This window comes from Streptomyces sp. NBC_00525 (genome assembly GCF_036346595.1).
In the GTDB taxonomy this organism is placed as follows: Bacteria; Actinomycetota; Actinomycetes; order Streptomycetales; family Streptomycetaceae; genus Streptomyces.
Map to the genome: position 1 here is coordinate 1,096,405 of NZ_CP107834.1, position 18,593 is coordinate 1,114,997.

Consider the following 18,593-nt stretch of genomic DNA (forward strand, 5'->3'; position numbering starts at 1 on the left):
CCGTAACGCCTGCGGGGATGCCGCCTACTTGGCCTGCTCGCCCCCGGCCGCGGTCTTGCGGGCGACGGCCGCCTTCACCAGACCGGCGAAGAGCGGGTGCGGGCGGGTCGGGCGGGAACGCAGCTCCGGGTGCGCCTGGGTGGCGACCAGGTAGGGGTGGACCTCGCGCGGGTACTCGACGTACTCGACCAGCTTGTTGTCCGGCGAGGTGCCCGAGAAGACCAGTCCGGCCTTCTTCTCCAGCTCCGCGCGGTACGCGTTGTTGACCTCGTAGCGGTGGCGGTGGCGCTCCTCCACGTACGGCTGGTCGTCGTACGCCTCGCGGACCAGCGAGCCCTCGGCGAGCTTGGCCGGGTACAGACCGAGGCGCATGGTGCCGCCCAGGTCGCCCGCGCCCTCGACGTACGCGAGCTGCTCCTCCATCGTCGAGATGACGGGGTGGGCGGTGGCGGCGTCGAACTCGGTGGAGTTGGCGTCGGGGATCTCGGCGAGGTTGCGCGCCGCCTCGATCACGATGCACTGCAGGCCCAGGCAGAGGCCGAGCAGGGGCACCTTGTTCTCGCGGGCGTACTGGATCGCGCCGACCTTGCCGATCACACCGCGCTCGCCGAAGCCGCCGGGGATGCAGATCGCGTCCACACCGGCGAGGGCCTTCTGCGCGCCGGCCGGGGTCTTGCAGTCGTCGGAGGCGACCCACTCGACCTTGACGCGGGCCTTGTTGGCGAAGCCGCCGGCCCGGATGGCCTCGGTGACCGAGAGGTAGGCGTCGGGCAGGTCGATGTACTTGCCGACCAGGGCGACGGTGACCTCGTGGTCGGGGTTGTGGACGCGGTCCAGCAGGTCGTCCCAGGTGGTCCAGTCGACGTCGCGGAACGGCAGGTCGAGCTTGCGCACGACGTAGGCGTCCAGGCCCTCGGTGTGCAGCACCTTGGGGATGTCGTAGATCGACTTGGCGTCCACGCAGGCCACCACGGCCGCCTCGTCCACGTCGCACATCAGCGAGATCTTGCGCTTGATGGCGGTCGGCACGTCGCGGTCGGCGCGCAGCACGATGGCGTCCGGCTGGATACCGATGTTGCGCAGCGCGGCCACGGAGTGCTGGGTGGGCTTGGTCTTCAGCTCGCCGGACGGGCCGATGTACGGCAGCAGCGAGATGTGCACGACGAAGACGTTGTCCCGGCCGACCTCGTGGCGGACCTGGCGGACGGTCTCCAGGAACGGCAGCGACTCGATGTCGCCGACCGTGCCGCCGACCTCGGTGATGACGACGTCGACGTCGTCGGTGGCCATCCGGCGGATGCGGTGCTTGATCTCGTTGGTGATGTGCGGGATGACCTGCACCGTGTCGCCGAGGTACTCGCCGCGCCGCTCCTTGGCGATGACCTGCGAGTACACCTGGCCGGTGGTGACGTTGGCCGAACCGTCCAGGTCCACGTCGAGGAAGCGCTCGTAGTGGCCGATGTCCAGGTCGGTCTCGGCGCCGTCGTTGGTGACGAAGACCTCGCCGTGCTGGAACGGGTTCATCGTGCCGGGATCGACGTTCAGGTACGGGTCGAGCTTCTGCATGGTGACCCGGAGTCCGCGCGCCTTGAGCAGGGCGCCGAGGCTGGAGGCAGTCAGACCCTTGCCGAGGGAAGAAGCGACACCCCCGGTGACGAAGATGTGCTTGGTCGTCGTGGATGTGGGCTGCATAGCCAAAGGGGGCTCCCGTGGTCGCGCGATCATGAGGTGCGTGCCGGCGTTGTCGTCCGGAGGAATTCCGGGGATGCCGTCGCTGCGGTTCGGGGGCCTCGTCCGCTCTCGCGGACGACCACCGGTCCACGGGCTACCAGGGTATCAGCGACGGGGGGAGCCCGCTTCCGGCCGTGCCGCGCGCGAGCCCCCCGCGAGCCCCTTGTGCCCCTCGCACCCCACTCGACCGGCGGAACCCGGTTCGTCAAGAGGGTCGCGCGGACCACCCCGCTGCGTCGTATCCTTCTCGAACCCACTCGCTCGGGCGAGGCTCGGGCGAGGTATGTGCTCGCGGGTCCCCCACGACGACCCCTGGCAACGACCTCTTGACCCGCAGTAAGCGCCCCACGGGGCGACATGGCCGTTCGACTGGAGATGCACGTGGCCGGGCGCATCGAGGATTACGCACTCATCGGAGACATGCAGACCGCCGCCCTGGTCTGCCGGGACGGCACAGCCGACTGGCTGTGCCTGCCCCGCTTCGATTCACACGCCATTTTCGCGGGGCTGCTGGGCACCGAGGAACACGGCTTCTGGCGTCTGGGGCCGGCCCGCCCCGAGGGCACCGAGCCGCCTCCGGCCGACCGCCGCCGCTATCGCGGGGACTCCCTCATCCTCGAATCGGAATGGGACACCCCGCGCGGCACGGTCAGAGTGACCGACTTCATGCCGCCGCGCGACGGCGCACCGCAGCTCATCCGGATCGTGGAGGGCGTCAGCGGCCGGGTGCCGATGCGCTCGGAGCTGCGCATGCGGTTCAGCTACGGCCGCGTCACCCCCTGGGTGCACAAGGTGGGCTCGCGCACGGTCGCGGTCGCCGGACCGGGCTCGGTCTGGCTGGACACCGCCGTCGACACCTACGGCGAGAACCTGACCACGTACTCCGACTTCACCGTGGCCCCCGGCGACCGGATCGCGTTCACCATCAGCTGGCAGCCCTCGCACCTGGAGGCGCCCGCCCTCCCGGACCCGGAGGGCTCGCTGGAGGCGACCGCCGACTTCTGGCGCGAGTGGGTCGAGCAGTGCACGTACCACGGCCCCTACCGCGAGGCCGTGGTCCGCTCGCTGATCACGCTGAAGGCCCTGACGTACGCGCCGACCGGCGGCATCGTCGCCGCGCCGACCACCTCGCTGCCGGAGGACATCGGCGGCTCCCGCAACTGGGACTACCGCTACACCTGGCTGCGCGACGCCGCGATCACCCTGTCCTCGCTGCTGCGCACCGGCTACCGCGAGGAGGCCCGCGCCTGGCGCGAGTGGCTGCTGCGCGCGGTCGCCGGCGACCCGGAGAACCTGCAGATCATGTACGGGATCGCGGGCGAACGCGAGCTGGGCGAGGCCGAGCTGGAATGGCTGCCGGGCTATGAGGGCTCCGCCCCGGTCCGGGTCGGCAACGGCGCGGCCGGGCAGCTCCAGCTCGACGTGTACGGCGAGGTCACCGAGGCGCTGCACCTCGCGCACATGACGGGCCTGGCCCGCAACGACTACGCCACCGGGCTCCAGCTCAAGCTCATCGAGTACCTGGAGAAGCACTGGACGGAGCCCGACGAGGGCATCTGGGAGGTGCGCGGCCCGCGCCGCCACTTCGTGCACTCCAAGGTGATGGCCTGGGTCGCCGTGGACCGGACGATCAAGCTCATCGAGTCCGGCGACGCGGAGGGGCCGCTGGAGCGCTGGCGCGAGCTGCGCGACGACATCCACCGCGACGTGTGCGAGCGGGGCTACGACAAGGAGCGCAACACCTTCACCCAGTCGTACGGGTCGAAGGAGCTGGACGCCTCCCTGCTGCTCATCCCCCAGATGGGCTTCCTGCCCCCCGACGACAAGCGGGTCATCGGCACCATCGAGGCCATCCAGCGGGAGCTGTCAACGGAGGACGGCTTCGTCCTGCGCTACCCGACCAACGGTGAGGACGCGGGCGTGGACGGCCTGGAGGGCGACGAGGGCGCGTTCCTGGCCTGCTCGTTCTGGCTCGCGGACGACCTGGCGATGATCGGCCGGGTGGACGAGGCCCGCCGGCTGTTCGAGAAGCTGCTGTCCCTGCGCAACGACCTGGGCCTGCTGGCCGAGGAGTGGGACGCGCGGCTCCAGCGCCAGGTGGGCAACTTCCCGCAGGCGTTCAGCCATGTGCCGCTGATCGACACCGCCCTGCGCCTCACGGCGAGCGGAGCGTACGTCGGCTGACCCGCCGCCACACGTACGACCCCGCCCGGCCGCCGTTCCCCGGCAGCCGGGCGGGGTCGTTTTTCAGCCGTTCTGCGGTCCTGTCGCGACCGGCCGGTCCGGGGACGGCAGTCCCCACTCGCTCCACGACCCGTCGTACACCGTCAGGTCCCGGTAGCCCGCCAGGTCGGCGCCGAGCGCCAGTACGCACGCGGTCACGCCCGACCCGCAGCTGAAGTACAGCCGCTCCCGGTCACCGGCCGCCCCGGCGAACGCGGCTCGCAGCTCGGCGGGCGGCAGCATCCGCCCCTCGCCGTCCTGGAGCCGGCCGAACGGCAGGCTGACGGACCCCGGCATATGGCCGCCGCGCAGCCCGGCCCGCGGCTCCGGCTCCGTGCCCTCGTACCGTCCGCGTGTCCGGGCGTCGAGCACCGCGACCGCCGGATCGGCCAGCGCGGCGGCCACCTCACCGGCCCCCGCCAGCAGGCCGGGACGGGGCACGGCCGTGAAGTCCCCGCGTCCGGGGGCGGCCGGCGGCGTACCCCGGTCGACGGGCAGGCCGGCGGCGGTCCAGACGGGCAGGCCCCCGTCGAGCACGGCGCACCGGTCGAAGCCCATCGCCCGGAGCATCCACCAGGCCCGTGCGGCGGAGTAGATCCCGGCGGCGTCGTACACGACGACGGTGTCCGCGTCGTTCAGGCCGAGCGCCCGCATCTCCTCGGTGAACCGGCCGGCGTCCGGCATGGTGTGCGGCAGCGGGCTCTCGGGGTCGGAGAGCGGGCCGTCGAGGTCGAAGACGCGGGCGCCCGCGATCCGCCGGCCGCTCCCCCGGTGCGCGCCGACCGAGGCGTCGAGCACCAGCAGTCCGGGGGCGCCCAGGCGCGCGGCGAGCCAGTCGGCGGGGACCAGCGGCCCCGGCAGCGCGCCGATCGCGCCGCCCCGCGCCCCGTCCGCCCTTACGTCCTCGGCCATGCGCCCTCCCGGCTGCCCGAACACCGGACCGCCCCGGCCCGGATGTGCAAGATCGCAGCCGCTTCCGGCCGTGTCAACGGCCGCCTGCCGCGCCCCGGTCCGGTCCGGCTCCCCCGCACAGCGGCGCCCCGGTCCCGGTCAGCCCACCGCCAGTTCGTCGTACACGCACAGCACCTGGGCCACCGTGTCGTCCTCCGTGGGCCAACTCGCCGCCTGCCGCAGTCCGTCGGCGGCCAGCCGGTCCCGCGCGGCCGGGTCGACGAGCAGCCGGGCCACCTCCATGGCGAGCGCCTCGCCGTCCCCGTACGGGACCAGCACCGCCGCGTCCCCCACGAGTTCGGGCGTACCGCCGACCGCCGTGGCGACCAGCGGCACCCCGGACCGCAGGGCCTGCTGGGCCGTCGTCGAGCGGGACTCCCAGCGGCTGGGCAGGACGGCGACGTCGGCGGCGGCCAGCAGCGCGGCGGCGTCGGGCCGGTCGCCGAGCAGTTCGACGGGCAGGCCCTCGGCCGTGATCCGCTTCCGCAGGGCCGCCCGCTCCCGCCCCTCACCGACGACGGCCACCAGCGGCACGGGGTCGAGCAGGCGCCACAGCGCGGCCGCGTCGAGCAGGGTGCCGTAGCCGCGGTGCGGCACGAGGCTGCCGAGAGCGACGATCAAGGGACGCTCGACCGCGCCCAGTTCGGCGCGCAGCTTGTCGGCGGGCGGCGCGGCCTGCAGCGGTGGCCGGGGGGCGGCGACGGGTGCGAGCCGCGCGTCGCGGGCGCCCCGGACGCGCGCCCGGTCGACCAGGTCGGACGAGGTGGCGAGCACCACGGCCGCCGCCCGTACCGCGCGCCGCTCCAGCAGGTGCAGCAGCCGGCGGCGGGCCCCTTCGGCGTGCGCCCGGGTGTGCCAGGTGACGACCAGGGGGACGGGCCGGCCGCCGATCGCGAGGGCCGCCCGCACGGCGGCGTGCAGCCCGTGGGCGTGGACGACGTCCGCCTGGGCGCAGGCGGCGCGCAGCGCGGCGACGGCCGCCGGGTCGCTGCGCCGGGGCACGGGAGCGAAGTCGGCACCGGTGGCGGAGAAGTCGTGGGTGCGGTCCAGCGCGGCGGGCGCGCAGACCGTGACCCGCACGCCGCGGGCGACCAGCCCGGCGGCCAGCGAGCCGGCGTGCGCGCTGCTGCCGGCGCTGCCGCCGCCGAGTACCTGCACCGTGCGCAGCTGTGACACGTCGATCGGCTCCCGGTGGCTCCCGAGTCGGGGACTTGAACAGGGGCAAGGATGCCAGTCCGTACGCACGTTCCGGTGCGAGGGAACCGTTCCTCCAGTGTCGATCGCGACAAACCGGGCGCCGTACACCACTCGCACGGGTGAAAGAACGCGCGCCCTCGACGCGCCCCGGTTCACTCCCGCCACGCCGTCCGGGCCGGGACCGCGTGGTGCGGCCCCGGCCGGGACGGGCGGCGCTGCTTTCCGAACACGCCCTACGCGTCGGCGCGGGCCGCCGCGAGGAGTTCCTCGGCGTGGGCGCGGGCGGTCTGCGAGTCCTCCTGTCCGGCGAGCATCCGGGACAGCTCGCGCACCCGGTCCTCGCCCTCCAGGACGGTGACCCCGCTGCTGGTCACCGAGCCGTCCACGGTCTTCTCGACCAGCAGCTGCCGGTCGGCGAACGCGGCCACCTGGGGCAGGTGCGTGACGACGACGACCTGGGCCGACCTGGCGAGCTTGGCGAGCCGCCGCCCGACCTCCACGGCCGCCTTGCCGCCGACGCCCGCGTCCACCTCGTCGAAGAGGTACGTGGGCACCGGGTCGGACCCGGCGAAGACCACCTCGACCGCGAGCATCACGCGCGACAGCTCACCGCCCGAGGCGCCCTTGGCGATCGGCCGGGGCTGGGCGCCCGGGTGCGGGGCCAGCAGCAGTTCGACCTCGTCGGCGCCGGTCGGACCGTAGGCCACGGCGCGGCCGCCGATCTCGATGCCGGACGCCTCGTCCGCCGCCTCGGTCTGCCGGATGTCGAAGGACACCCGCGCGTGCGGCATGGCCAGGGAGGCCAGTTCCGCGGTCACCGCCTCGGCGAAGGACGCGGCGGCCGCCGTCCGGGCGTCGGTCAACGCCTGCCCGAGGCCGGAGAGTTCGGCGCGCAGCGCGTCCCGCTCCGCGGCCAGCTCGCCGATCCGGTCGTCGTCGCCCTCCAGCTCGGTGAGCCGGGCCGCGCCCTCCTGCGCCCAGGCGAGCACGGCCGCGATGTCCTCCCCGTACTTGCGGGTGAGGCCGGTCAGCGCGGCGCGCCGTTCCTCGACCGCGGCGAGCCGCAGCGGATCGGCGTCCAGCTGGTCCGCGTAGCCGGACAGTTCGCCGGAGACGTCGGCGAGCAGGATGGAGATCTCACCGACCCGGTCCGCGAGCGAGGCGAGCGCCGGGTCGTGCGAGCGCACCCCGTCGAGGGCCTGGCGGGCCGCGGCCACCACGGTCGTGGCGTCCAGGGCCTCCGGGTCCTCCGGGTTGCCGGCCAGCGCGGTGTGCGCCAGGGCGGCGGCGGAGGCGAGCGCGTCGGCGTGCCCGAGCCGCTGGGCCTCGGCGGCCAGTTCGACGTCCTCGCCGGGCAGCGGTTCGACGGCGGCGATCTCGTCGAGACCGAAGCGCAGCAGGTCGGCCTCCTGGGCGCGCTCGCGGGCGCGCGTCGTCAGCTCGTCCAGCTCCGTCGCGACCGCACGCAGCCGCTTGTAGGCCGCCGCGTACGCCTCCAGCGGCCCGGCGACGCCGTCGCCCGCGTACCGGTCGAGGGCCTGGCGCTGCCTGGCCGGTTTGAGGAGGCCCTGCTGGTCGGTCTGGCCGTGCACGGCGACGAGTTCGTCGGCCAGCTCGGACAGCACACCCACCGGCACGGATCTGCCGCCCAGGTGCGCCCTGGAGCGTCCCTCGGCGGAGACGGTGCGGCTGATGAGCAGCGCGCCGTCCTCGATCTCGGCCCCGGCCTCCTCGGCCCGCGCGGCCACCGCGTCTCCCGCGGCCACCGTGATCCGGCCCTCGACGACCGCGGCCTTGGCACCGATCCGTACGAGGGCGGGGTCGGCGCGCCCGCCGAGCAGCAGCCCCAGGCTGGTGACGACCATGGTCTTGCCCGCGCCGGTCTCACCCGTCACCGCGGTGAAACCGGGTGACAGCTCCACCACCGCGTCGTCGATGACCCCGAGCGACCGTATCCGCATCTCCTCCAACACGGACATGACCATACGAGGTTTCCCCGCCCGCGTGCACACGGGCCACGGCCCGGCCGCCCCCGATCCGCGGCCGGTCCGGCGGCCGGCGGGGGATCGGTCGGGGCTCAGTTGGGGGCGCCCCGCCAGCCCGAGACGGGCAGCGCGAACTTGGCCACCAGGCGGTCCGTGAACGACGCCTGGTGCAGCCGGGCCAGCCGTACGGGGACGGCGCCGCGCCGCACCTCGACGCGCGCGCCGGGCGGCAGCTCGACGGTGCGGCGGCCGTCGCACCAGAGCACTCCGTGCGGGGTGTGCGGCTGGACCTCGACGGCGAGCACCGAGGACGGCGAGGTGACGAGCGGCTTGGCGAACAGGGCGTGGGCACTGATCGGGACCATAAGCAGTGCCTCGACCTCCGGCCAGACGACGGGCCCGCCGGCCGAGAAGGCGTACGCGGTGGACCCGGTGGGCGTGGCGCAGACGATGCCGTCGCAGCCGAAGCCGGTCACCGGCCGGCCATCGATCTCCAGGACTACTTCGAGCATCCGCTCGGGCGACACCTTCTGCACTGCCGCCTCGTTGAGCGCCCAGTCGGTGTGCACGACGTCGCCGTTGCTGTGCACCAGCACGTCGATGGTCATGCGTTCCTCGACCGTGTAGGCGCGGGTGACGACCCGGTCGACGACCTTGTCGAGGTCGTCGCGCTCGGCCTCGGCGAGGAAGCCGACGCGGCCCAGGTTGACGCCGAGCATCGGCACCCCGGAGGCGCGGGACAGTTCGGCGCCGCGCAGCAGGGTTCCGTCGCCGCCGAGGACGATCAGCAGCTCACAGCCGTTGAGCACCTCGGGCGTGGCGTCGGTGACGGTCTCGACGGACGAGGGCAGGGGCAGGTCGGCCGCCTCCGTGGCCAGGACCCGTACGCCCAGGCCGCTGCGGAGCAGCCCCTGGACGACGAGTTCGGCGCTGCGGATCGCGGCCGGCCGGCCGGTGTGCGCCAAAAGGAAGACTGTACGTGCCGCATTCGTCGTCAACGAGGCCCCTCCGCCACTGCACGGTCGACATCCGCGGGATCGAGTTCAGGTGCCCCGGCCCGCAGCCACAGAAAGTACTCGACGTTCCCGGAGGGCCCCGGCAGCGGGCTGGCCGTCACGCCCAGGACTCCCAGCCCCAGCGCGCGGGCCCGCCGGGCCACTTCGCGTACCGTCTCGGCGCGCAGTTCGGGGCTGCGCACCACACCGCCGCTGCCGAGGCGTTCCTTGCCGACCTCGAACTGCGGTTTGACCATGAGGACGAGGTCGGCGTCGGGGGCGGCGCAGCGGACGAGGGCCGGCAGGACGAGTCCGAGCGGGATGAACGAGAGGTCGCCCACCACCAGGTCCACCGGTTCGCCGTCGATCGTCTCCAGCGTCATTTCACGCACATTCGTGCGGTCCTTGACCACGACGCGGTCGTCGGACTGGAGCGACCAGGCGAGCTGTCCGTAGCCGACGTCGACGGCCAGCACCTTCGCCGCCCCGGCGCGCAGCAGTACGTCGGTGAAGCCGCCGGTCGACGCCCCGGCGTCCAGGGCCCGCCGGCCCTCGACGCGGAGCCCCTGCGGGACGAAGGCGGCGAAGGCGCCCGCCAGTTTGTGGCCGCCGCGCGAGACGTACTCGGGGTCGTCGTCGTCCTTGGTGACGACGACGGCGGCGCTGGTCTCGACCTGGGTGGCCGGTTTGGTCGCGGTGTTGCCGCCGACGGTCACCCGGCCCGCCGCGATCAGCTGGCTCGCGTGCTCGCGCGAGCGGGCGAGCTTGCGGCGTACCAGTTCGGCGTCGAGACGGCGACGGGCGACTCCTGCCACGTTCGGTTCAGCTCCTGTGGTCGTACGAGGGCGTCCTTGCGGGGCCCGGTGCGGGGGCGGGTCCGGCGTCCAGCGCGTCCAGCGCCTCGCGCAGACCCCGGTGTACATCCTCGTACACCTCGGTGTGCCCGTCCGCCGCGAGGTGGTCGGCGTCGGCCAGGCGCTCCAGCAGGGCGTCCACCGCGGTGCTGCCGGTGGGCGTCCGTACGACACCGAGGGGCGCGGGCTCCGCGGGCGCGGCCGGCTCCGGCGGGGTGTCCGTCTCGGGCTCGGGCATCGGGTCGCTCATGCGGAAACGCTACCGCGTGGGGCTGCGGTACCGTCGAGCACGATGGCGACCATGGCGGAGTGCCGCAGCGCACTCGACAGACTTTCCGACAATCTCGCGGGGGCGGACGGCGACGTGCGCCGCGCCGCCGATCTGGACCGCTCGCTGAGCTGCCACATCAGAGACCTGGACATCACGTTCACCGGCCGGCTGTCCGGCGGCCGTATCCGGGTTCTGGACACCCTGGAGGGGCCACCCCGCGAGAAGGCCGAGATTCGTCTGGCGATGACCGGGGACGATCTCGTCGCCATGGTGGACGGCGACCTGAACTTCGCCAAGGCGTGGGCCTCGGGGCGCGTACGCCTGGAGGCCGGCTTCCGGGACCTGCTGAAGCTGAAGTCGCTGCTGTAGGGGCTCAGTCCCGGCCCGCGTCGGCCGGCACCTTCCGGGCGCGTGCCCCGCGCACACGCGCCGCCGGTACGACCAGCGGCGTTCCCGTCTCGGGGTCGGGGATCACCTGGCAGCGCAGCCCGAACACCCGCTCCACCAGTTCCGCGGTGACGATCTCGCCGGGCGGCCCCTCGGCGACGATCTCGCCGCCGCGCATCGCGATGAGGTGGGTGGCGTAGCGCGCGGCGTGGTTCAGGTCGTGCAGGACGGCCACCAGCGTCCGCCCACGTGTCTCGTGCAGTTCCGCGCACAGGTCGAGCACGTCGATCTGGTGCTGGATGTCGAGGTACGTCGTCGGCTCGTCCAGGAGCAGCAGCGGCGTCTCCTGGGCGAGGGCCATCGCGATCCAGACCCGCTGGCGCTGGCCGCCGGACAATTCGTCGACATAGCGATCGGCCAGCTCGCCGACGCCGGTGGAGGCCATCGCCTCCTGGACGACGTGCTCGTCCTCGGGCGACCACTGCCGCAGCAGGCCCTGGTGCGGGTAGCGGCCGCGCGCCACCAGGTCGGCGACGGTGATGCCGTCGGGCGCGATGGAGGACTGCGGCAGCAGGCCCAGTGTCTTGGCGACCTTCTTGGCGGGCAGCCCGTGGATGGACCGCCCGTCCAGCAGCACCTGGCCGCTGCTCGGCTTCAGCATCCGGGACAGGGCCCGCAGCAGGGTGGACTTGCCGCAGGCGTTGGGGCCGACGATCACGGTGAAGGAGCGGTCCGGGATCTCGACCGAGAGGTTCTCCGCGATGACCCGCTGGTCGTAGCCGATGGTCACCGAGTCCGCGGTCAGGCGCTGCATGGTCGTACTCCGGGGGTGGGACGGACGGAGGGGGTCGGCGGTGCGGGGGCTCATATGCGTCCCGCCTTGCGTTCGGTCACCAGCAGCCACACCAGATAGCAGCCGCCCAGGACCCCGGTGACGACGCCCACGGGCAGCTGCCGGTCGCCGAACGCGTCGAGCGCGATCCAGTCGGCGACGAGCAGCAGCGCGGCGCCCATCATGGTGGCGGCGACCAGGTTGGGGCCGGTGGACCGGGTCAGCCGGCGCGCCAGCTGGGGGGCGCTCAGCGAGACGAAGGCGATGGGCCCGGCGGCGGCCGTGGCGACGGCGACCAGCAGCACGGCGGAGCCCATGAGGAGCAGGCGTACGCGTTCGACGCGCACCCCGAGCGCGTACGCGGCGTCGTCGCCCATCTCCATGACGCGCAGGGCGGGCCCGTGCCCGTACACCAGCGGCAGCAGTACGGCGCAGACGGCCAGCAGCGGCCAGACCTGCGCCCAGTCGCGGCCGTCGAGCGAGCCGGTCATCCAGACGACGGCCCGGGTGGCGTCGACCAGGTTGGCCTTGGTGATCAGGTACTGGGTGACGGCGGTCAGCATGGCCGCCGCGCCGATCCCGACCAGGACGAGCCGGAAGCCGTGCACCCCGCGCTTCCAGGCCAGCAGGTAGACGGCGACCCCGGTGACCAGGCCGCCGGTGATCGCGCCGCCCGCGACGGCCGCCGCGCCGCCCTGGAAGAGGACGATGACGGTGAGCGCGCCGACGGTGGCGCCCTGGCCGAAGCCGAGCACGTCGGGGCTGCCGAGCGGGTTGCGGGAGATGGTCTGGAACACGGCACCGCCGGCCCCGAGGGCCGCGCCGACGAGCAGGCCGACGAGCACGCGGGGCAGCCGGAGTTCCGTGACGATGAACTCCTGCTGGAACGTGCCGTGGCCGAAGAGCGTGGTCACGACCTCGCCGGGCGTCATCGAGAAGTCGCCGCTGCCGATGAGGACGACCGCCGCGCCCGCCGCGACGGCGGCCAGGGCCAGGGCCACCGCGGCGGCCCGCACGTTCATCCGGAACGAGTACCCGCCGGGCGTCCGCACGGCCCGCGCCGGACGGACGGCGCGGGCCGTCTCCTTCGTGGTCGTGGCGCTCACAGCTGGGACATCCTCTTGCGTCGTACGAGGTGGATGAAGACGGGCCCGCCGATCAGCGCGGTGACGATGCCGACCTGGAGTTCGGACGGCCGGGCGACGACCCGGCCGACCACGTCCGCGCCGAGCAACAGCACCGGCGAGAGGACGGCCGCGTACGGCAGAATCCACCGCATGTCCGGGCCGGTGAGGGTGCGCACCAGGTGCGGGATCATCAGCCCGATGAAGACGATCGGCCCGCACGCGGCGGTCGCGGCCCCGCAGAGCAGGGTGACGGCGAGCATCGCGAGGACACGGGTCCGGGTCAGATGGGCGCCGAGCGCCCTGGCCGTGTCGTCGCCCATCTCCAGGGCGTTCAGCGGGCGCGCGATGAACGCGGTGAGCAGGACGCCCAGCGCGATGAACGGCCACACCTTGTCGAACGTCCCGGTGTTCGCGGAGGCCAGCGAGCCGACCGTCCAGAACCGCAGCCGGTCCAGCGCCGCCGAGTCGAGCAGCTGTACGGCGTTGACGTAGCCGTAGAGCGCGGCGGTGACGGCCGTCCCGGCGAGCGCGAGCCGCACCGGCGTGGCCGCGCGGCTGCCGCCCAGGAAGTACACGGCCACCGAGACGATCGCGGCGCCCGCGAAGGCGAACCACACATACCCGGTCAGCGAGGTGACGCCGAAGAAGCCGATGGCGGAGACGACGGCGGCCGAGGCGCCGGCGTTGACCCCGAGGATGCCCGGCTCGGCGAGCGGGTTGCGGGTGAGCGCCTGCATCACCGCCCCGGCGAGCCCGAGCGCGGCGCCGACGACGAGCCCCAGCATGGTGCGGGGCACGCGCACATCGCGCACGAGGACGTCGTCGCCGCTCCCCGCGTAGTGGAACAGGCCGTGCCACACATGGGAGAGGGGCATCGCCTTGGCGCCGATCGCGATGGACGCGAAGCAGACCAGCACGAGAACGGCCACGGCCACCAGGAGCCCCGCCGCTCTCGCCGCGTGACGTCTGCGGGGAGCGGCGGCCGTCTCCGGCGCGGCTATCGGGCCGGAACGGGTATCCGGGGGACTCTCAACCAACACGAGGTTAGGTTAGCCTACCCAACCTCCGTTTCCTCCGGCCCGGGTCCGCACCCGGCTCCGCACATGCGTCCTCGCCTACAGCCCCAGCCGGGCCACGGCCTTCTCCGCGTCCAGCCCGCAGGACCCGTCCCCGGCATGCGACCAGGCCGCCGCGCACAGCGCGCGCAGCCCGTCGAGCGCCCCGCCCTCGCCCTCCAGCACCAGCCGCCCGTCGTGCGCGCGGGCCGTCCAGCCGCCGCAGCCGAAACCCTCGCCGTCCGCCGTCACCTCGGGCTGTCCGGTGAGCAGCCCGCGCAGATCCGCGTCGATGTACGTGGGCCGGTGCTCGGGCACGGCCGCCACCAGCTGCGCCGCGTCCGTCACCCCGGTCAGCACCAGCAGCGAGTCGACGCCGCCGTTGAACGCCCCCTCGATGTCCGTGTCGAGCCGGTCGCCGACCACCAGCGGCCGCCGGGCCCCGGTGCGCAGCACGGTCTCGCGGTGCATCGGCGGCAACGGCTTCCCGGCGACCCGGGGTTCGGCGCCGGTCGCGATCCGGACGACCTCCACCGCGGCCCCGTTGCCCGGCGCGATGCCCCGCGCGCCCGGAATCGTCCGGTCGGTGTTGGACGCGAACCACGGCAGGCCGCGGTTGATCGCGTACGAGGCCTCCGCGAACCGGCCCCACGCGAGATCGGGACCGCCGTACCCCTGCACCACGGCGACCGGGTCGTCCTCCGCCGACTCGACCGGAACCAGGCCGCGTTCGCGCAGCGCGACGTGCAGCCCCTCGCCGCCGACCACCAGCACCCGCGCCCCGGCGGGCAGTTGGTCGGCGACCAGCCGGGCCACGGCCTGCGCCGAGGTGATCACGTCGGTGGGCGCGGCCGGCACGCCCAGCTCGGTCAGATGCCGGGCCACGGCGTCCGGGGTGCGCAGCGCGTTGTTGGTGACGTACGCCAGATGCATCCCGCCGTCCCGCGCCGTGCCGAGCGCCGCCACGGCATGGTCGATCGCCAGCCCGCCCGCGTACACGACACCGTCGAGGTCGAGCAGCGCCGTGTCGTACGCCTCGTTCAACGGCGTGCCGCTGCCGCTCGGCCTGGTCCTGCTCGTCCCGCTCATGTTCCGCGCTCCTCATCGGCTGCCTCTCCCCCGATCATCGCGCATCCCCGTACCCCACATACGATGCGTGGATGAATACACGAGGCACCACGGACCGGGGACTGCGTCTGATTCCGTTCCGCGGACTGCGTTACGTCCCCGAACGGGTCGGCAGCCTCGCCGCGGTGACCTCGCCCCCGTACGACGTGGTCGTCCGCCCGGACGGGCTGCTGCACCTGGAGTCGGCGGACCCGTACAACATCGTCCGTCTGATCCTGCCCCAGGCCGACACGGTCGCCGCCCGCAACGCCCAGGCCGCCGCGACCCTGCGCGACTGGCTCGCGGAGGGCGTGCTCGCACCGGACGCGGAACCCTCCCTGTACGTGTACGAGCAGCGCGGCGACGGCATCCTGCAGCGGGGCGTCATCGGCGCCCTCGCGCTCTCCGGGCCGGACGCGGGCGTCGTGCTCCCGCACGAGGACGTCATGGCGCACGTCGTCGAGGACCGGGCCGACCTGATGCGCGCCACGGCCGCCCATCTGGAACCGCTGCTGCTGACCTACCGGGGCGACGAGGACGCCGCCACGGGCGCGACCGCCGTCATCGAGCGGACCGTCGACCGTCCGCCGCTGCTCGCCACGACCACCGAGGACGGCTTCCGCCACCGGCTGTGGGCGGTCACCGACGCCGGTCAACGCGCGGAGATCCAGGCGGACCTGATTCGGCATCAGGCCCTGATCGCGGACGGCCACCACCGCTGGGCCACCTACCTGCGGCTCCAGGAGGAGCACACGGACCCCGGTCCCTGGGACTACGGCCTGGTCCTGCTGGTGGACACCGCCCGCTACCCGCTCCGGGTACGCGCCATCCACCGGCTGCTGCACGGCCTGCCGGTCGCCGACGCGGTGGCCGCGCTGTCCGGCCTGTTCCGGGTGCGCGAGGTGCCGGGGCCGCTCCCCCGCGCCCTGGAGGCGCTGGCCGGCGCGGCCGACGAGGGCAACGCGTATCTCCTCGCGGGCGACGGCGGCTTCCATCTGGTGGACCGGCCCGACCCGGCGCTGCTCGCCCGCGCGGTTCCGGCGGACCGGCCGGAGGCCTGGCGGACCCTGGACGCGACGGTGCTGCACGCGGCGCTGCTGGACCGGGTCTGGCGCATCCCGGACGACCCGGCGCACATCGCGTACATCCACGACACGGCGGCGGCCGTGGAGCAGGCCGAGCGGCACGGCTCCACGGCGGTGCTGATGCATCCGGTGCGCGAGGAGCTGGTCCGGGACCTGGCCCGGCAGGGGGTCACGATGCCCCGCAAGTCGACGTCCTTCGGCCCGAAGCCCGCCACGGGCCTGGTGCTGCGCAGCCTGGACCTCGGCTGACCACCCGCCCGTAACGCGGAAGAGGGCGGCACCCGTCGCGGGTGCCGCCCTCTTCTCATGCGCTACGCACGTTACGCCTTGGCCGGGCCGTCCTCGTCGGCGGCGGGCGCGACGGCGTCACGGTCCTCGTCCCGCTCGTCGGCGGGCTCGTCGTCGTGCTCGTCGGCGGCGGGCTCGCGGTCGTCGTCCTCGTGCTGCTCGTCGCCGTGCTCGTCCAGGGCGTCGACGAATTCGACCCCGTCCAGCTCGGCGAGGCGGTCCGAGGCGTCGGTGGCGCCGTCCTTGTCGGACTCCAGCGCCTTGCCGAACCACTCGCGGGCCTCGTCCTCGCGGCCCGCTTCGAGCAGCGCGTCGGCGTACGCGTACCGCAGGCGCGGCGTCCAGGCGTGCACGGCGCTCGATGCCAGCTCGGGGCTCTGGAGCGTGACGATGGCGGCGTCGAGCTGCCCCATGTCGCGGCGGGCGCCGGCGGCCACGAGACGCATCTCGACCTGTCCGGCCTTGTCCAGCTTCTGCACCTCGGGCTCACCGGCCATGGCCAGGGCCTTCTCGGGCCGGCCCAGACCGCGCTCGCAGTCCGCCATGACGGGCCACAGCTCCACGGAGCCGGTCATCCGCCGGGACGCCCGGAACTCGGCCAGCGCCTCCGCGTACCGCTGGGTCGCGTAGGCGGCGAAACCGGCGGCCTCGCGGACGGCGGCGACACGCGAGGCGAGCCGCAGGGCGACGCGCGAGTACCCGTACGCCTCCTCGGGCTCCTCGTCGATGAGCCGGGCCACCATGACGAGGTTGCGCGCCACGTCCTCGGCCAGCGTCTTGGGCAGGCTCTGCAGCTCCTGGCGGACGTCCTGGTCGATCTCGTGGCCGGTGACGTCGTCGGGGATGGGCAGCCGCTTGATGGGCTCGCGGTCGCGGTCGTCGCGCCGGTCGTAGCCGCCCGGCCGGCCGCCCCGGTCGTCCCGGCCCCGGTAGCCGCCCCGGTCGCGGTCGTCCCGCTGGCCGCGGTAGCCGCCGCCCCGGTTGTCGTCACGGCGGAAGCCGCCGCCGGAGTTGCCGCCCCGGTCGTCGCGGCGGAACCCACCGCCGGAGGGGCGGTCGTCGCGACGGAAGCTGCCGCCACGGTTGTCGTCGTCCCGACGCGGACCACGCGGCCGGTCATCACGACGGTCATCGCGCCGGTCGTAGCCGTAGCCGCCGGAGCGGCCACCGCGGTCGTCGTCGCGACGCGGGCCACGGTCGCGGTCCCGGTCGCGGTCGTCACGGCGGAAGCCACCGCCGTACGAACCACCACGGCTGTCGTCACGCCGGTCGTCGCGGCGGTCGAACCCGCCGGGGCGCCCGCCCCGGTCGTCATCGCGACGCGGGGCACGATCGTCACGGCGGAAGCCGCCGCCGGAGTTGCCGCCCCGGTCGTCGCGGCGGAAGCCGCCACCGGAGGGGCGGTCGTCGCGACGGAAGCCGCCGCCACGGTTGTCGTCGTCCCGACGCGGACCACGCGGCCGGTCATCACGACGGTCGTAGCCACCGGGGCGGCCGCCCCGGTCGTCGTCGCGACGGGGCGCGCGGTCGTCGCGGCGGAACCCGCCACCACGGTTGTCGTAGCCGCCACCACGATCGTCACGACGGAACCCACCACCCGAGTTACCACCCCGGTCATCACGGCGGAACCCGCCGCCGGAGTTGCCGCCTCGGTCGTCGCGGCGGAAGCCACCGCCGGAGGGGCGGTCGTCACGGCGGAAGCCGCCGCCACGGTTGTCGTCGTCCCGACGCGGACCACGCGGCCGGTCATCACGACGATCGTCACGCCGGTCATAGCCGCCCGGCCGGCCGCCCCGGTCGTCGTCGCGGCGCGGGGCGCGGTCGTCGCGGCGGAACCCGCCACCACGGTTGTCGTAGCCGCCACCACGATCGTCACGACGGAACCCACCACCGGAGCTACCACCCCGGTCGTCACGGCGGAAGCCGCCGCCCGAGTTGCCACCCCGGTTGTCGTCCCGACGCGGGCCGCGGTCGTCGCGGTCCCGGTCGTCACGGCGGAAGCCGCCACCCGTCGGCCGGCTGTCGTCACGGCGGTATCCACCGCGGTCGTTGTCCCGGCGCGGGCCGCGCGAACGGTCGTCACGGCCGCCGCCGAAGCCGCCCCGGTCACCGCCGTCCCGTCGACGCGGCTCGCGCTCCGAACGATCGTCGGGAGAGTTGGTGGACATGGGTGTGGCTCCTGTCATCGGGGTACTACAGACATTCTCGCGCAGCCGGTCAACCGACGCGCTTCGGGCAAAACAAAAGGACCCTTGGTCCCAGCGCTGAACGCTGGGACCAAGGGTCCTTCAAAAATTGTTCGGCGGCGTCCTACTCTCCCACAGGGTCCCCCCTGCAGTACCATCGGCGCTGAAAGGCTTAGCTTCCGGGTTCGGAATGTAACCGGGCGTTTCCCTAACGCAATGACCACCGAAACACTATCGGCCACTCCGCGACAAAGCGGAGTATCGGCACTTAGCGAACAAGCACACTTTTTAGTTAAGTGAATGACGTTGTTCAACCAGC

The 18,593-nt window shown here is 73.7% G+C and carries 15 protein-coding genes and 1 rRNA gene; 3 read left to right on the forward strand and 13 right to left on the reverse strand.

All coding sequences use genetic code 11. The annotated features are described in order from the left end of the window. Nucleotides 1-24 precede the first annotated feature (24 nt). Nucleotides 25-1,692: a CTP synthase gene (locus OG710_RS04815; RefSeq protein WP_330238224.1), complete on the reverse strand. Its 1,668-nt coding sequence runs from the start codon at nt 1,690-1,692 to the stop codon at nt 25-27. Between the two features lie 420 nt (nt 1,693-2,112). Between OG710_RS04815 and OG710_RS04820 the strand changes: the two genes are divergently transcribed. Beyond that, complete coding sequence (locus OG710_RS04820; protein ID WP_330242157.1) at nt 2,113-3,915, forward strand: glycoside hydrolase family 15 protein; 1,803 nt, start codon at nt 2,113-2,115, stop codon at nt 3,913-3,915. Nucleotides 3,916-3,978: 63 nt separating this feature from the next. On the opposite strand, the gene OG710_RS04825 is transcribed toward OG710_RS04820, so the two are convergent. The 6 genes from OG710_RS04825 to OG710_RS04850 form a co-directional block, all read right to left on the reverse strand. Next, nucleotides 3,979-4,866, reverse strand: a complete 888-nt coding sequence (locus OG710_RS04825; RefSeq protein ID WP_330238225.1) for a sulfurtransferase — start codon at nt 4,864-4,866, stop codon at nt 3,979-3,981. Nucleotides 4,867-5,004: 138 nt separating this feature from the next. Then, complete coding sequence (locus tag OG710_RS04830; RefSeq protein WP_330238226.1) at nt 5,005-6,081, reverse strand: glycosyltransferase family 4 protein; 1,077 nt, start codon at nt 6,079-6,081, stop codon at nt 5,005-5,007. Nucleotides 6,082-6,335: 254 nt separating this feature from the next. Beyond that, a complete protein-coding gene (gene recN / locus OG710_RS04835) occupies nt 6,336-8,081 on the reverse strand; it encodes a DNA repair protein RecN (RefSeq protein ID WP_330238227.1) in 1,746 nt (581 codons plus the stop codon). Between the two features lie 98 nt (nt 8,082-8,179). After that, on the reverse strand, nt 8,180-9,085 hold the full coding sequence (locus OG710_RS04840) for an NAD kinase (RefSeq protein WP_330238228.1): 906 nt from the start codon (nt 9,083-9,085) through the stop codon (nt 8,180-8,182). Further along, on the reverse strand, nt 9,082-9,897 hold the full coding sequence (locus OG710_RS04845) for a TlyA family RNA methyltransferase (protein ID WP_330238229.1): 816 nt from the start codon (nt 9,895-9,897) through the stop codon (nt 9,082-9,084). Before OG710_RS04845 ends, OG710_RS04840 begins: the two co-directional genes overlap by 4 nt. Nucleotides 9,898-9,904: 7 nt before the next feature. Continuing rightward, entirely contained in the window at nt 9,905-10,186 is a 282-nt protein-coding gene (locus OG710_RS04850) for a hypothetical protein (protein ID WP_443064223.1), read from the reverse strand. 42 nt (nt 10,187-10,228) lie between these two features. On the opposite strand from OG710_RS04850, the gene OG710_RS04855 reads away from it, so the two are divergent. Beyond that, the gene (locus OG710_RS04855; RefSeq protein WP_026171585.1) at nt 10,229-10,576 is read left to right on the forward strand and encodes an SCP2 sterol-binding domain-containing protein; all 348 of its coding nucleotides are present in this window, start codon (nt 10,229-10,231) and stop codon (nt 10,574-10,576) included. Nucleotides 10,577-10,580: 4 nt separating this feature from the next. On the opposite strand, the gene OG710_RS04860 is transcribed toward OG710_RS04855, so the two are convergent. The 4 genes from OG710_RS04860 to OG710_RS04875 form a co-directional block, all read right to left on the reverse strand. After that, nucleotides 10,581-11,408: an ABC transporter ATP-binding protein gene (locus tag OG710_RS04860; protein ID WP_330238230.1), complete on the reverse strand. Its 828-nt coding sequence runs from the start codon at nt 11,406-11,408 to the stop codon at nt 10,581-10,583. A 50-nt stretch (nt 11,409-11,458) separates the two neighbouring features. Beyond that, nucleotides 11,459-12,532 carry a FecCD family ABC transporter permease gene (locus tag OG710_RS04865; RefSeq protein WP_330238231.1) on the reverse strand — a complete coding sequence of 358 codons (1,074 nt, stop codon included), beginning with the start codon at nt 12,530-12,532 and terminating at the stop codon, nt 11,459-11,461. Next, nucleotides 12,529-13,488, reverse strand: a complete 960-nt coding sequence (locus tag OG710_RS04870) for a FecCD family ABC transporter permease (protein WP_330238232.1) — start codon at nt 13,486-13,488, stop codon at nt 12,529-12,531. Before OG710_RS04870 ends, OG710_RS04865 begins: the two co-directional genes overlap by 4 nt. A 180-nt stretch (nt 13,489-13,668) precedes the next feature. Beyond that, nucleotides 13,669-14,697, reverse strand: coding sequence for an HAD hydrolase-like protein (locus tag OG710_RS04875; protein WP_330238233.1), 1,029 nt, complete (start codon nt 14,695-14,697; stop codon nt 13,669-13,671). 71 nt (nt 14,698-14,768) lie between these two features. Between OG710_RS04875 and OG710_RS04880 the strand changes: the two genes are divergently transcribed. Further along, the gene (locus tag OG710_RS04880) at nt 14,769-16,049 is read left to right on the forward strand and encodes a DUF1015 domain-containing protein (protein ID WP_330238234.1); all 1,281 of its coding nucleotides are present in this window, start codon (nt 14,769-14,771) and stop codon (nt 16,047-16,049) included. 71 nt (nt 16,050-16,120) lie between these two features. On the opposite strand, the gene OG710_RS04885 is transcribed toward OG710_RS04880, so the two are convergent. Further along, nucleotides 16,121-16,939 (reverse strand): hypothetical protein, encoded by an 819-nt coding sequence (locus tag OG710_RS04885; protein ID WP_330242158.1) that lies wholly within the window; start codon nt 16,937-16,939, stop codon nt 16,121-16,123. Nucleotides 16,940-18,385: 1,446 nt separating this feature from the next. After that, a 5S ribosomal RNA gene (gene rrf, locus OG710_RS04890) occupies nt 18,386-18,502 on the reverse strand. Nucleotides 18,503-18,593 lie beyond the last annotated feature (91 nt).